General features: G+C 62.3%; 13 protein-coding genes. 4 read left to right on the top strand and 9 right to left on the bottom strand.

The window, feature by feature from the left end:
• From trkA to dusB, 6 genes are all read right to left on the bottom strand, one after another.
• Nucleotides 1-1,374 (bottom strand): Trk system potassium transporter TrkA, encoded by a 1,374-nt coding sequence (trkA, locus tag AAC023_RS00790; protein ID WP_339737125.1) that lies wholly within the window; start codon nt 1,372-1,374, stop codon nt 1-3.
• Complete coding sequence (locus tag AAC023_RS00785; protein ID WP_339737123.1) at nt 1,371-2,783, bottom strand: sigma-54 dependent transcriptional regulator; 1,413 nt, start codon at nt 2,781-2,783, stop codon at nt 1,371-1,373. Before AAC023_RS00785 ends, trkA begins: the two co-directional genes overlap by 4 nt.
• 3 nt (nt 2,784-2,786) lie before the next feature.
• Nucleotides 2,787-5,000 carry an ATP-binding protein gene (locus AAC023_RS00780; protein WP_339737121.1) on the bottom strand — a complete coding sequence of 738 codons (2,214 nt, stop codon included), beginning with the start codon at nt 4,998-5,000 and terminating at the stop codon, nt 2,787-2,789.
• Between the two features lie 105 nt (nt 5,001-5,105).
• Nucleotides 5,106-6,362, bottom strand: a complete 1,257-nt coding sequence (locus AAC023_RS00775; protein WP_339737119.1) for a response regulator — start codon at nt 6,360-6,362, stop codon at nt 5,106-5,108.
• Nucleotides 6,359-7,414, bottom strand: coding sequence for an ATP-binding protein (locus AAC023_RS00770; protein WP_339737117.1), 1,056 nt, complete (start codon nt 7,412-7,414; stop codon nt 6,359-6,361). Before AAC023_RS00770 ends, AAC023_RS00775 begins: the two co-directional genes overlap by 4 nt.
• Entirely contained in the window at nt 7,411-8,415 is a 1,005-nt protein-coding gene (gene dusB, locus AAC023_RS00765; RefSeq protein WP_339737115.1) for a tRNA dihydrouridine synthase DusB, read from the bottom strand. Before dusB ends, AAC023_RS00770 begins: the two co-directional genes overlap by 4 nt.
• A gap of 84 nt (nt 8,416-8,499) precedes the next feature.
• On the opposite strand from dusB, the gene AAC023_RS00760 reads away from it, so the two are divergent.
• Nucleotides 8,500-9,654 carry a bifunctional 2-C-methyl-D-erythritol 4-phosphate cytidylyltransferase/2-C-methyl-D-erythritol 2,4-cyclodiphosphate synthase gene (locus tag AAC023_RS00760; protein ID WP_339737113.1) on the top strand — a complete coding sequence of 385 codons (1,155 nt, stop codon included), beginning with the start codon at nt 8,500-8,502 and terminating at the stop codon, nt 9,652-9,654.
• On the top strand, nt 9,654-10,175 hold the full coding sequence (locus AAC023_RS00755) for a CinA family protein (protein WP_339737111.1): 522 nt from the start codon (nt 9,654-9,656) through the stop codon (nt 10,173-10,175). The genes AAC023_RS00760 and AAC023_RS00755 overlap by 1 nt, the downstream gene beginning before the upstream one ends.
• Here the strand turns inward: AAC023_RS00755 and AAC023_RS00750 are convergent.
• Together AAC023_RS00750 and lipA are read right to left on the bottom strand one after the other, a co-directional pair.
• Nucleotides 10,119-10,622, bottom strand: a complete 504-nt coding sequence (locus AAC023_RS00750) for a type II toxin-antitoxin system RatA family toxin (protein ID WP_339737109.1) — start codon at nt 10,620-10,622, stop codon at nt 10,119-10,121. The genes AAC023_RS00755 and AAC023_RS00750 overlap by 57 nt on opposite strands.
• Nucleotides 10,619-11,620 (bottom strand): lipoyl synthase, encoded by a 1,002-nt coding sequence (gene lipA / locus AAC023_RS00745; protein WP_339737107.1) that lies wholly within the window; start codon nt 11,618-11,620, stop codon nt 10,619-10,621. Before lipA ends, AAC023_RS00750 begins: the two co-directional genes overlap by 4 nt.
• Before the next feature lie 218 nt (nt 11,621-11,838).
• Here lipA and AAC023_RS00740 point away from each other — a divergent pair, with 218 nt between their 5' ends.
• Together AAC023_RS00740 and AAC023_RS00735 are read left to right on the top strand one after the other, a co-directional pair.
• Nucleotides 11,839-13,026, top strand: coding sequence for a GGDEF domain-containing protein (locus AAC023_RS00740; RefSeq protein ID WP_339737105.1), 1,188 nt, complete (start codon nt 11,839-11,841; stop codon nt 13,024-13,026).
• Between the two features lie 111 nt (nt 13,027-13,137).
• Complete coding sequence (locus tag AAC023_RS00735; RefSeq protein ID WP_339737103.1) at nt 13,138-14,325, top strand: GGDEF domain-containing protein; 1,188 nt, start codon at nt 13,138-13,140, stop codon at nt 14,323-14,325.
• Here the strand turns inward: AAC023_RS00735 and AAC023_RS00730 are convergent.
• Nucleotides 14,322-14,837: a DUF6702 family protein gene (locus AAC023_RS00730; RefSeq protein ID WP_339737102.1), complete on the bottom strand. Its 516-nt coding sequence runs from the start codon at nt 14,835-14,837 to the stop codon at nt 14,322-14,324. The genes AAC023_RS00735 and AAC023_RS00730 overlap by 4 nt on opposite strands.
• Between the last annotated feature and the right edge of the window lie 2 nt (nt 14,838-14,839).

Below are 14,839 nucleotides of genomic sequence, written 5' to 3'. Positions count from 1 at the left end.
CTAAAAATACTCGAGGCTGACCCGGAAGAGATGCTCAACCTTGGGAATCAGCGCGGTATTGCAGAAGAGAAGAACCCGGTCATTCTCGCGAATCCGGCCCTCGTCGCAAGGCAGCAGGACCCGGTCGCCGCGAACAACGGCGCCCAGCGCCACGCCATCGGGCAATTCCAGCTCGTTGAGCGATTTGCCGACCAGCGGCGAGGTCGACAGGGCAATCCCCTCAAGCGCCTCGGCCAGACCGCCACCCAGGCTCTGCAGGCCGGTAATCCGGCCACGTCGGATATGCTGGAGAATAATCGAGACCGTCGTAGCGCGCGGGTCGATCAGGACGTCAATACCCAGCGGTTCACGCAGGGATTCGAAGGCCCGCTCATTGATCAGGCTGAGCGCGCGCTTGGCACCCTCACGCTTGGCCATCACCGCCGACAGCATATTGACCTTGTCGTCATTGGTGACGCAGACGACCAACTCAGCATCAGGCACGCCGGCTTCACGCATCAGCCGCGCATCAAGCCCATCACCATGCAGGACAACCGTCTTCTTCAATCGCTCGGCCGCCGCTTCCGCATGCTCCTTGCTGGCCTCGACCAGTCGCACCTTGATTCCGCCAGCGCGTTCCAGCGCCCGCGCGACATAGACGCCGATATTGCCGGCACCGATCACCACGACCCGGCGAATCTTCTCGGCACTACGCCCGAAAATATCGAGCACGCGCTTAACATGAGCGCTCTCGGTGACGACATAGACATCATCGCCGGCCAGCAATGGGTCGGTGCGTTTGGGGATGAACAGGGTCTGCTCGCGCTGCACCCCGACCACTGCGACCCGCAGGTCCGGAAAGAGTTCCATCAATTGCTCGGTCGTCGAACCCGCGACGGGCGAATTCTCATCCAGCCTCAGCCCGAGCAATTGCACCCGACCGCCGGAAAACACCGCCGTATTGAAAGCGCCCGGCGTCTCGACGCGCTGCAGGATGGCGCGGCCCACTTCCAGCTCGGGCGAAATCACGACATCAACGGGCAGATTGCCGGTGCTGAACAAATCACCCCAGGCGGGATCGAGATAATTCTGAGCCCGTACGCGGGCAATGCGCATGGGCGTATTGAACAGGGAGTGGGCGACCTGGCAGGCCACCATATTGGTCTCGTCGGAATGGGTGACGGCCACCAGAAGATCCGCTTCCGCCGCCCCGGCACGTTCGAGGACATCGGGGTGCGAGCCGTGACCGACAACGCCGCGGACATCGAGTTCGGTGACGACATTGTCGATCAGCGATGTCGACCAGTCGACGACGGTGACCGCATTGCCCTCGCGCGCCAGAGCCCGGGCGATCCCGACCCCGACCTGCCCTGCCCCGCATACGATCGCCTTCATGTTGCCTTGTCCGTCTGGCCGCTGCTCGCCGCATCGCGAGAATTCCCGCCGACGCTGAGCGATTTAAGCTTGCGATGCAAGGCCGAACGCTCCATCCCGATAAAGGCTGCCGTCCGCGAAATATTGCCGCCAAAGCGATCAATCTGGGCGCGCAGGTATTCGCGCTCGAAATTCTCTCGCGCCTCGCGCAGGGACAGGGCGATCATTTTCTCGGCGTCGAAACCGGCCTCCGCCGAATCCCGCGTCACCACTTCTGACGGTAGTGATTCCAGCGTAATCGGTGCGGTTTGTGACCCCGTTGCCAGGATGAGCAAGCGTTCGATATTATTACGCAATTGCCGGACATTGCCGGGCCAACCATGGGCTTGAAGTGCCGCCATGACATCGGTGCCGAAACTTCGGCGTGGCAGACCGGCTGAATGAGTCAGGCGGGCGACGAAATGCTCGACCAGTTCAGGTATGTCCTCGCGCCGCTCCGCCAGCGCCGGCACGACCACGGGAACCACGGCAAGGCGGTGATAGAGGTCTTCGCGGAACTTCCCCTCCTCGATCCGGACGCGCAATTCCTGTGAAGAGCTTGAAATCACGCGGACATTCACCTCGACATCGGCGGTGCCGCCAATGCGCCGGAAACGCTGCTCGACCAGCAGGCGCAACAGCTTTGATTGCGTCTCTCGCGGCATGTCCGCGATCTCGTCGAGAAACAGCGTTCCGCCATGAGCGCGCTCGAGCAAGCCGATGCGCTTGATCGTCCCGTCCTCATTCTCACGACCGAACAATTCCTCATCGAAGGCCTCCGGCGACATGCCCGGCGCACTGACGGCGACAAAATCAGAACTGCAGCGCGGCGATTTCTCGTGGATCAGACGCGCCACCAATTCCTTGCCGGCCCCCGACGGCCCCTTGATCAGGACCCGGCTATTGGTGGGGCCAACCCGTTCGATCAATTGCCGCATCTGGACGATGCTTGTGGAGTTCCCGATCAACGCGTTCTGGACATCACTGCGGGCGCGCAATTGTGCGTTCTCCGTGCGCAGACGGCTGGTTTCCAGTGCCCGCGACAGGGTGAGCAGAAGCTTGTCGCTCTTGAACGGTTTCTCGATGAAATCATAGGCGCCCTTGCGGATCGCTGCGACGGCGGTCTCGATCGTACCGTGGCCGGAGATAACGACGATCGGCAGATCCGGATCAATGGCCCGGAACTCATCCAGCAATTCAAGGCCATCCAGACGGCTGCCCTGCAGCCAGACATCAAGGATGATCAGGGAAGGCTGGCGAGCCTGAAACTCGCGCATCGCGCCATCGGAGTCGGCCGCTCCACGGGTTTCATAGCCTTCATCTTCCAGCAGACCGCCGATCAATTCGCGGATATCCGCCTCGTCATCCACTATCAGGATGTCACGTGCCATCGGTCAGGCCTCCTTCTTCGTCGGTGAATCTGTGGTGGAATCATTGGCTAGCGGGAAGACCAGCCGGACGACAGCGCCCTGGCCGCTGTCCGGCAGGCCCAGCTCAAGGCGTCCCTTGTGGTCTTCCATGACCCGTTTGACGATGGCAAGGCCGAGCCCTGTGCCCTTTTCGCGTGTCGTCATATAGGGTTCGGTGAGACGTTCGCGATTGGCTGTTGGCCAGCCCAGCCCGTTATCGCAGACCTCAATCACCGCATAACCCTCGTCCTCGCGCAGCGAGACGCGGATCTGGCCGGGTGTATTATCGCCGACACCGTTTTCCATCCGGGCGATAACGCTCTCGGCGGCATTCTTGAGGATATTCGCCAGCGCCTGGCTGGACAGCCGCGCGTCACACAGAGCGTAGATCGGCCGTTCAGGCCGTTTGAAACTCGTATCAACCGTCGGCGTAGCGACGCGCTGGGCGAAGGTGGCCGCCTGGCACAATTCGCTCATCTCGACGGACTCGACCTTCGGCTCCGGCATGCGGGCGAAGGAAGAGAATTCATCGACCATGCGGCCGATATCGCTCACCTGGCGGATAATCGTATCCGTACAGCGGTCGAAAGTCTCCACATCCGTCTGGATTTCCTTGCGATACTTGCGCTTGATGCGCTCCGCCGAAAGCTGGATCGGGGTCAGCGGGTTCTTGATTTCGTGGGCGATGCGCCGCGCAACCTCGCGCCAGGCCGCATTGCGCTGGGCAGTGACCAGACGGGTGACATCGTCAAATGTGATGATCAACCCGGCTTCTTCATCCATGGTCGCCCGCGCGGAGAGATAGCGGATCTGTTCGTCAGCGGTTTTCAGATCGATCTGGGCCTCGGCGACATAGCCGGGGCGGCGGCGCGCCTGGGCGACAATATCGCGGAGTTCCGGTGCAATATCATCGATCCGGGCCCCGACGAGATCATCCGTCCCGGGGCTGAGATGACCAACGGCAGACCGGTTGATCAGGCGGACCCGGTTTTCGCCATCAACCCCGAGAACGCCGGCACTGACACCGGCCAGCACGGCTTCGGTGAAGGCGCGCCTCTGTTCAGACTCGGCATGAGACGCGATCAATTCGCGGCGCTGGCTGCGCAATTGCCGCGTCATCCGGTTGAAGGCCCGGCCCAGGGCGGAAATTTCGTCATCCTCGCGGCCCATTTGCACGCGGGCATCCAGATCACCGCGCCGCACACGTTCAGCGGCCGCGACCAGTCTTGATATCGGGGTGACAACGCGGGTGGCTGCCGAGAGGGCCAGCCAGAGTGAGCCGATCAGGATCAGCGCCACCACTTCGGCATAGAGCAGGAAGAAGACGACGCGGGCCTGGCCCTCATGCTCGCGCACGGTGCGAAGCGATTCACTGGCATTAACAATATCGCGCCAAAGGCTCATATCCATCTCGCGAGAGACATAGAGATAGGCGCCCTCATAGTTTTCCAGCCGGAACAGCATCCGCATCGCATCGGCACTGCCTTCAATCCCGGCACGCGTCGCAAACAGGGGCCCGGTCGTTCCGACACCGCCCTCCTCGGCGCGCTCATACAAATCCGGCGTCGGCGGGATATAGACTTCATTCGGTCTGAATTCGGCTTCGGCCATCCGGGCGCCGCGGGCGTCCACGATGTAGGCGGCAGCGAGTTGGGCCCGCGCCACATAGCTGGCGAAAATCGTATTGTATTGGATACGGCTTGAGGTGAAGAGCGTTGCCGCTTCCTCATTATCGATCGCGCTGACCAGGGCGGTCAGTCTTGAACGCGTCACATTGGCTTCCTGGTAATAGACGTCCTGCGCCGTGCGTGAGGCGGTATCGACAAAAGTGCCGACCTGCTCACCAAACCAGTATTCCACGCCACGTGTCAGGATCAGACCGAGGAACATGGCCGCGAAAATCGCCGGCGCGGTCGCTGCCAGGGAAAACAGGCCGACGAAGCGCAAATGCAGCCGCGGTGCCGGTTCGCCAAAACGTCGGCCACGCATTCGCCGGCGCAGACGGATAAAGACCACCGAGGCAAGCGCGAGGAGAAGCAGACAATTGCCGACCAGTATGCCCAGGGTCAGGCGATCGCCGGGCTCGAGCACAGCGCCATCGCCGAGAATCGCGACCGCAGTCAGCACCACCACGGTCAATGACAACAGGAAACCAATGCCAAAGAGCGCAGCAGAGCGTGGCGATACGTTTGTGATCATTGATCCAGACGGCAACGTGTTCAACCGCATCTTCCTTGGCAAGCTGGGCCATCATTGCCCGCATGTTGCATCAAATCAACACCCGTGCCGCAGCAGCCACAAGCCTCAGGGATTCTCGCTCAGCTCGGCCAGGCGCCGGGCCAGGGTATTGCGATTGACACCCAGCATTTCAGCGGCCTTTGAACGATTGCCGTCAGCGCGCGCAAGCGCCTGCTCCAGCAGGGCCCGATCCAGTGCGTCACCCGCCAGTTGGCGCGCATCCGGCGCCGCCAGAGCCGCGCTGGCCAGGCGCGACGCATGCGCTTCCAGCTCATCCCTCTGGTCGGAACTATCCTGCATCATGGCACTGGCGACATCCTCGGGACCGGCCAGGCGGCCCCTTGTCGCAAGGGAGAGGCGTGAGAGGACAGCGCGCAATTCCACGACATTGCCCGGCCAGTCAGCCCTGTCGATCAGGGCCCGCGCCGGCGGCGATAATTGCAGCGTCATCTGACTGTCACGCAAGGCAAACTCATGGAGGAAGGCCTCGCACAGGACCGGGATATCGCTGGGGCGTTCGCGCAATGGCGGCAGCGTGACGATGCATTCCGACAAACGGCCGAGCAAACGGCTGTCGAGCGCTGCGCTCCCTGGGGTCGAGAGCGTGGCGATAACGCGGCCAGCCCCCGTATCCAGCGCGTCCCGTGCAGCGCGCTGCTGTTGCGGCGTCCATTCATCCAGCCGCAGCCAGAGCAGGTGTGCGGCGGCCGTCGTCGATTTGAATATATCCTCGGTGCGGTGTGATGGTGTGATCAGGGCGACATCCTCGATCTTCACGCCGCGCGCACGCAGAAGCGCGTTTGCGGCCTGCCGTTTGCCGGTCCCTGACTCGCCGCTGATCATCACATGCGCGCCGCTGGTCGCGGCGCGGCCGATGGCCTTGAAAGTGGCTTGCATCGCCGCCGATTGGCCGATCAGTCCTGTTGGCTCCGACAGGCTCCCATCGGGTTGACGCCGGCGGCTCTCGCCGAGCGCCGAGGCAATCCTGGCGAGCATCAGATCCAGATCAAAGGGCTTGGGGAGATATTCAAACACGCCACCCTTTTCGGCGCTGATAGCGGTGCTCGCCGTGGTCTGGGCGCTCATGACGATGACTGGCAGATCGGCGCGCAGCCGTTTCACCATCCCGAGGCTCTCCAGGAAGCTGGTACCGTCGAGCAATACGTCGGCGAGCAGGAGATCGCCCTCACCGGCGCGGACCCAGTTGAGCACGGCATCAATCGAGGCGGTGGCCCGGACCTGATAACCCGCCGAGCTGAGCGCGCGCGACAGGATCAGCTTCAGACTCTCATCGTCTTCGAGCAACAGGATGCGGGCGCTCATTTCAACTCTCCCCTGGAGATCGGAAGTCGCAGGTTGAATACGGTACGGCCGGGCTCACTGTCATAATCGAGTTGCCCGTCATGCAGGGCCGTAATGCGGGCGCAGAAGGCAAGTCCCAACCCCTCGCCCGCGGGCTTGGTTGTGACGAAAGGGGTGAAAATTCCGGAGCCAAGTGAAGCCGGAATTCCCGCGCCATTATCGGTCACCGAGAGGAGGAGTGGTGCGGAGATATCGCCGTTTCGGCTGCGGGGACCATTGTCAAACCGGGTTGAGATCGTGATTTTTGGTGCATCCAGCCCTGCGACCGCGTCGAGGGCATTCTGCAACAGATTGACCACCATCTGATGCAGTAGATCGGCATCGCCGGAGGCATCGGGCAAGGACGGGTCAAATCGCTCCTCAATCATTCCGGCAGCGGCCGGGTTGGCACGGACCAGACTCTCGATCGCCGTCAGGGCCAGGCGGTTGAGATTGACCAGCGACACGGGGCCCAGCTGGATATCGCCAACCCCGCTCCAATGGTCGGCCAAACGCGTGATCCGATCGACATCCTGGATGATGATACGCGCCAGTTCACCTGTGGCGTCCAGATCCGTTTCGCGCTCGATCAGCTGAGCTGCTCCACGCACACTGGCCAGCGGGTTTTTCAGCTCATGCGCCAGCATGCGGCCAAATCCGAGCGCAGCGGCCTGCGAAGCGCGTGGCCCGGTCTCGCAATGCGGCAAAATGGAGAGCGTCACGGTTTCAAGCTCTTCCGACCAGCACGCATGCAGATCGGAGACGCCATTGGCGCCGAGCTCCTCGCCCAGCGCGACAACCGTACGCCGGTCGGCAGCAGCCTGTTCGACGCAATCGATCAGACGCCCGCTGCCCGGCAAGGCCTGCCGCAAATCCGTTCGTTGCAGCGTGCGAAGCGACAAGCCAAAACATTCCTGCGCCTGCTGATTGGCCCAGGCCAGGCGCGGCCCGGCGGTGAAGACGATAATGGGAATGGCGGCCTGCTCGGCCGCGCCATGCGCCCACTCCGCCGCGCTGCGTCCCGGGTCAGTCATGCCGCGATCCGCTGGCCGGGCGGATGGTCCAGCAAACGATGGAGCGCATCGCGGATGGCGGCGATTTCCCTGGACCGGCACAGCACATCGCGGATCGCGGCGAGGATTTCGGGGGATAGATGGCCGCCATCAAACTCCAGGAAGGATGCGAAATGTTTGCGCATCATCCGCACGCCCAGGGCATCGCCGTAGAAATCATACGCTTCGGCGGACTGCTCCATCAACGCCGCGACCTTGGCCGCCCAGGGGGTGTCCGGCATGGTGCCAGTGATCAGACCGGCGCCGATCTCACCAACCAGCCAGGGCCGCCCCTGCGCCGCCCGCCCGACCATCACGCCATCAGCGCCCGACAGGGTGAGCGCCTCACTCGCCTGCGCCAGTGTGGCGATATCACCATTGACCAGTAGCGGGACCTGCACCGCCTCGCGCACCGCCCGCACCGCGCTCCAATCGGCCTGGCCCGTATAGAATTGCTGCCGCGTGCGGCCATGCACGGTGATCATCGCAACCCCGGCATCAACGGCCCGCCGCGCCAGTTCCGGCGCGTTGAGGCAATCATGATCCCAGCCGAGGCGCATTTTCAGGGTCACCGGAATGCTGACCGCCGCCAGCGTCGCCTCGATCAGCGTCATGGCATGGTCGAGGTCGCGCATCAGGGCTGAACCCGACAGGCCCTTGGTCACCTGGCGCGCCGGGCAACCCATATTGATATCGACGATGTCGGCACCGGCCGCCTGCGCAATGCGCGCGCCTTCAGCCATCCATTCAGCCTGACGGCCGGCAAGCTGGATCACCCGCGGCGCGAGGCTGGCATCGGCCGCCGCCTTGCGCACCATATCGATGCGGCCACGGGCCAGAGCATCGCTGGCGACCATTTCCGAGACCACCATCCCGGCCCCGAAACGCTGGGCCTGGCGGCGAAAGGGCAGATCCGTCACACCGGACATGGGTGCCAGAACCGCCGGAATCGCGATCTCATGGGGGCCGATGAAGAAACTCATGCGTCTGGACAATTCAACCGGTTGCAGCGTAAGCCGGGCAAGCTAGCGATCTTGCTGCGCTGCGGCAATGGACGAGGCCTGTATATGAAAATCGGTGCCATCATTGTCGCTGCGGGCCGCGGCACCCGGGCGGGCGGGGAAATTCCCAAGCAATATCGCGAAATCGGCGGCCGCCCCGTATTGGCGCGAACGCTGGATGCTTTCCTGAGTCATCCGGCTATCGGCCCGGTGATCGCCGTGATCGGCGCGCAGGATGGTGAGCGTTTTGAAGCACTTGCCTCGCAATATCGCGGTCAGGCTGAATCCGTGACCGGCGGCGCGACACGCACGGCTTCCGTGCACGCCGGTCTTCAGGCCCTGGAAAAATACAGCCCCGATGCGGTGATGATCCATGATGCGGCACGGCCCTTTGTCAGTGCGGCGCTGATCGGCCGGATCGCAGACGCACTGGCAACGCATGGCGCTGTGATCCCGGTTACCGCCGGCGTAGACGCCATGATCCGACGGGATGGCGCAGGGCGGATGATCGCTGCCGTGGATCGCGCTGAATATGCTGGCGCACAGACGCCGCAGGCCTTTCACTACGTACCCCTGATGCAGGCCTATCGCGCGCTGGGCGAGGCCGCCCTGCCCGATGATGCAGCCGTGGCGATGGCAGCGGGCCATCTGGTACAAACAATCACCGGTGAGGCCGGGAATTTCAAACTGACCACTCCAGATGATTTTGCGCGGGCCGAGGCGATGCTGAACACGAATAACGCGATCATGGTCACCGGTCAGGGCTTCGATGTTCATCGGCTCGAAACCGCCGCCTCCATGATGTTGTGCGGCATTGAAATCCGCGACGGGCTCGGCCTGGTCGGACATTCCGACGCCGATGTCGGCCTGCACGCCCTGACCGATGCCATTCTCGGCGCGGCGGGCGAAGGCGATATCGGCCAGCATTTCAGCCCGAGCGATGCACGCTGGAAAGGAGCCGCCTCGCACCAATTCGTCAGCCATGCGGTTGAATTATTGCGCCAGGCCGGCGGCACGCTCTTGCACGCGGACATCACCCTGATAGGCGAGCGTCCCAAGATCGGCCCGCACCGGGACGCGATGCGGCAGCGGGTGGCGCAGCTCCTGGGCCTTGAGACCCGGCGGGTCAATATCAAGGCAACGACCACAGAGCGGCTTGGCTTTACCGGCCGCGGCGAAGGTCTGGCCGCGCAGGCCATCGTGACAGCGAGGATGATCTGATGTTTTCCGAACCGCTCACCCGGAGGGCCGAAGACCTCCTCGACCATGCCCGCACGGCCGCGATCATGATGGCAACGGCGGAGAGCTGCACCGGCGGGCTGGTCGCCGGCTTGCTGACCAGCATTGCCGGGGCCTCAGATGTGTTTGAGCGCGGCTTTGTCACTTATAGCAATGAGTCCAAGACCGAACTTCTCGGTATTCCCGCCGCAATAATAGCGGCCCATGGGGCCGTCTCGGCCGAGGTCGCCAGACGCATGGCGACGCAATGCCTGCTCAAGTCCAATGCCGATATCGCCGTTTCGATCACGGGCGTCGCCGGTCCGGGTGGTTCAGCCCACAAACCGGCTGGCCTGGTCTATTTCGGGTTGGCGGTGCGGGACCATCCAGTGCAGGTCGTGTGCAAGCGATTTGGCGATCGCGGCCGCACAGAGGTGCGTCTCGTAGCGGTGGACACCGCACTGGCGCTATTTGAGCAGGGCGTCGATCTCATCGCTCAGATCGAGGGCCGGGTCGCCGACTGAGACGAAACGCCGTTCGGCCTCGTCGGAAAAGCGCTTGATGAGAATATGGGCGGCGCGGTCGCGCTGGCTGTCGAGCAACATCTGCAGGACGATGTTCCTGAACGCCGCCTTGATGTGAAACTTTACCAGGGTCGAGCCATCCGACAGGGGATAGAAGCGCCAGCTATTCTCAAGCACCCGGAAGGGACCGGCGACAAAACCGACATCAATCGTGCGAGCATCCGCATCAGCCCTCACGGCACTGGTGAAGCGTTCGGTGACGAATTTATAGCGGATTCGCGCCTCCGCGGTCAGCCGGGTGACGGCGCCGTCCCGGCTTTCCTTCAGAACCCGCATGGCGGTGATCTGGTGAATGAAGTCAGGGTAGCGGCGGACATCCGAGACAAGTTCGAACAAATCGCCGGCGTCATGGTACAGGCGCAAGGTCTCGGTCAGCGAGACGGTCACACGCGGCCCAGTGACGCTTCCCGCGCGGCGCGCAAACGGGCGAAATCCTCACCGGCATGATGGCTCGAGCGCGTCAGAGGCGTCGCGGAAACCATCAAAAATCCCTTGGCGCGCGCGATCGTCTCATAGGCCTTGAATTCTTCCGGCGTGACGAAGCGTTCCACGGCGGCGTGTTTGCGCGTCGGCTGGAGGTATTGACCGATAGTGAGGAAATCAATGCCGGCCGAGCGCATATCATCCATCACCTGCATCACTTCTTCCTTGCCCTCACCGAGCCCGACCATGATGCCGGACTTGGTGAATTGTTCCGGATCGCGATCCTTGACGCGCTCCAGCAGACGCAGGGAATGGAAATAGCGCGCGCCGGGACGGATCGACAGGTAAAGGCGCGGCACAGTCTCCAGATTATGATTGAACACGTCTGGCTTCGCGTCGATCACCGCTTCCGCCGCACCCGGTTTGCGCAGGAAATCCGGGGTCAGGATCTCGATCGTCGTGCCCGGCGCGGCCGCGCGTATGGACTCAATGACATCGATAAAATGCTGTGCACCACCATCGGCCAGGTCATCGCGATCAACCGAGGTGATGACGACATGTTTCAGCCCCATCTTGGCGACGGCTTCGGCCACCCGGCGCGGCTCGTCTTTATCAACGGGGCCAGGCAGACCGGTCTTCACATTGCAGAAGGAACAGGCGCGGGTGCAGGTGTCGCCCAGGATCATGAAAGTCGCGTGTTTTTGCTCCCAACACTCACCGATATTCGGACAACCGGCTTCCTGGCACACTGTGACCAGTTCACCTTCGGTGACGATTTTCTGGGTTTCGGCAAACACCTTGCCCAATGGTGCCCGGACGCGGATCCAGTCCGGCTTGCGCAGGACCGGCGTATCGGCGCGCTTCTGCTTTTCCGGATGCCGCGCTGCACGCGCTTCGGTCGCACTGGAGGGCGCGGTGGACGGCGTGCCGGAAGGCGCAGTGTTGTCGATCAGATTGGCCATGCCCGCCATGTAAGCCGGAGCGCCGACGTGATCAAGCCGAGCCTGCGGTTTGCCCCAGCCTTCCACGCCACGCATCCGCCCTGCCCGCTCTCTGCGATAGAAACGGGCACGCGACAAAAGTTAACAAAAATGCAATTTCGCGCGTCAACTCAATGGCTTGTGACAATATTTCGACACCTTGATTACCGGGTATTCATCATTCGCTGCGACATTACGTCATGCTTGATACCAAGACCCTCTCCACGGCGCTGATCCTGATCCTGATTATCGGGAGCGGGTTGCACCTGGTGAACTGGCGCATGCATCGCGACAATCCTGGTGCGAAATGGTGGGCGCTCGGGCTTTGCGTTCAAACCTGCGCTGCGATTGCCACCGCGCTCGCCAATGCCGGCGGCACCCCCTTCATGCCACTCCTCATGATATTCAATAGTCTCGCCCTCGCAGGCATGGTCATGCTGGTTTACGGAACCGCGTGTTTTTCCGGCCATGCCCTGCCGCGCAGCATCTATGCTGCGCTGGGTGTCCTGATCGTGATGGGCATAGGCTGGGCGACCTTGATCGAGCCATCGGCATCGGCGCGGCTCGGCGTTTTCGGTCTCGTTCAATTCCTCAGCAATAGTCTGATCCTGTCGCGGCTGGGCTATATCGCCCGCCGGGATGGTGCGATGGGCGTGGTGGTCCTGGCAGCATCGGTGGTCAGCCTCTTCGTCTTGATGGGAAGCCTCATTACCTGGCAGCTCGTATCCCAGCCGGAGATCGCTGGCCTCTACGCCAACAGCAATGTCCTGGTGCTGGCACTCCTCACACTGATTGCCTGCAAGACAACGATGATCTTTGGTTACCTCCTGCTCAGCTCCGGTTATTCACAGGCCCGCCTGGAGCAGCTGGCGCTGAGTGACCCCCTGACCGGCTTGCCCAATCGGCGGGCATTCGAACGGGCCGTAATCCAGCGCCTGGAATCGGTGCGCAAGACGGACCGGCTGATCGCGCTGGCCATTTTCGATGTCGATCATTTCAAACAGATCAATGACACTCACGGTCATGATGCCGGTGATGCTGTGTTGCGCCATCTCGGCCGTGTCGCGAGTGCGGCCGTCCGGCCACATGACTTTCTCGCCCGCGTTGGCGGCGAAGAATTCGCCGTCATTTTCGACGTCGAGGACGCCGCAGAACTGGTCACCGCAGCCAATCGCCTGCGGCTGGCGATCGAGATCAACCACGCACGGGTCAATGAAACCGGCATCGCCGTGACTGTCTCGGTAGGCGCGGTCCTGGCACGCTCCGAGACCGGTCTCGACTTCAGCAGTCTTTACCGTGCTGCCGACCAGGCGCTCTACAGCGCCAAGGGGACAGGCCGCAACCGGGTTGTGGTCGGCGAAGTTGAGTCAATGTCGCTGGCGGCCTGACCGGCCGCGTTGTGATGGCATTAACGCTATCTTCAAATTGTCCGGCATTTCAACGCGGCATGACGGGGGCTGTCTACGCGATCTTCACCGTTTCGGGGTGATACTGGCCGCATGCTTGATACGAAATCCCTCGCAACAGCCTTGATCCTGGTCCTCGTGATCGGATGCGCGCTCCACGTCGTGAACTGGCGTATCCATCGCGAAAGTGCCGGCGTGAAATGGTGGGCGCTGGGACTCGCTGTCCACACCACAGGACTGACCCTGTCTTTCTGGGAAAACAGCCTGGCGATCCACAATCCCTTCTGGATCGTGGCAGTCAACATGGTGTCGCTCTCGGGCAGTCTGATGCTGGTCTACGGCACCGCCAAATTTGCCGAACGTCCCTTCCCGCCCGTTTTCTATATCGCGCTCGGGAGCTTCGCTATCGCCAGTCTGAGCTGGTTTGCTGTGGTCGAGAACTCCATCACCATGCGCATCGTCGTTTTCGCAATCACCCTGCAACTGGCTAACCTGTTGACCCTGACACGGCTCTATTTCATCGCCCGCCGTGACGGACTGGCAAGCGTCCTCGTGCTCGCATCCTCGCTGGGAAGCGCCATCATATTGATGTCGGGATTGATCATCTGGCAGTTGCTGACCCAGCCCGATGTGAGCAGTTTCTACGACCAGACGCCGGTCATGCCGCTTGCCATGCTTGGCTTGATGGCATCGGAATGCACGGCTATTTTCGGCTACCTCCTGCTCAGCGCCGGTCAGTCCCAGGCCCGGCTGGAACGTCTCGCGCTTCGGGACGCGTTGACGGATCTGCCCAACCGGCGCGCATTCGAACAGGAAATCACGCAGCGGCTGAGGTCCGCCCGCAAGCATGACCAACTCTTCGCGCTGGCGATATTTGATGTCGATTATTTCAAGAATATCAATGACACCCATGGCCATGATGCCGGCGATGCTGTGTTGCGCCGTCTCGCGGGTATCGCGAGCGCGGCGGTTCGGCCCCATGATTATCTTGCCCGTGTCGGCGGTGAGGAATTTGCGGTGATTTTCGATGTCGAGGATGCGGCCGAACTGGTCATGGCCGCCAATCGCCTGCGGCTGGCGATCGAGATCCAGCCCACCTGTTTCGGCGGACGTGAAATCGCGCTGACGGTCTCGGTCGGCTGTGTCCTCGCCAGATCAGGGCCACATATCGATTTCGGCCGGCTCTATCGCGCCGCCGATCGCGCGCTTTACAAGGCCAAGACGACAGGCCGCAACCGCGTCGTCGTCGGTGAAGCTGAATCGCTGGACCTCGCGGCCTAGTCTGTGGGGAAGCGCACCCGCACCGGCTCGCGCCGGCCCGGGCCATGAATGGCAGTCCTGACCACGCTATCAATGATGATATTCGTCATCATTACCTGGTCCTCGAAGGCGTCGGCGAGCAGGTCATTATCGACCACGAAGGCCGAGGGGTCGGCCGGAGCCGGCGCGGCGAAATAGATCCACAGCAATTCGCCATCAAGCTCGGCACCGACATAGACCGGCGCAAGCAGGCGGCCATCGCCCTGGCCGATCCGAAAATGCCTTTCAGCATAGAGTCCCGCCGCCGCAATACCTTCAGAGGAGGCATACCAGGCCTCTTCATCGGCAACTTCAATCCCGAGTGCTTCGAGGAGATCGTGGCCGTAGACGCGATGACTGATCTGCAATTCGCCCGTCGTGGCCGAAATTGCGACCTCCGTGACGCCGGCATGCACCCGGTGCGCCGCGGCCGGAGCTGCCATCAGGCAGGCTCCGGCGATGGCGTATGCGAGACCCCGGATCAGGACGTGCATCG

It is taken from the genome of uncultured Maricaulis sp., assembly GCF_963976135.1.
GTDB lineage: Bacteria > Pseudomonadota > Alphaproteobacteria > Caulobacterales > Maricaulaceae > Maricaulis.
This window is presented reverse-complemented; position numbering and strand designations above follow the sequence as displayed.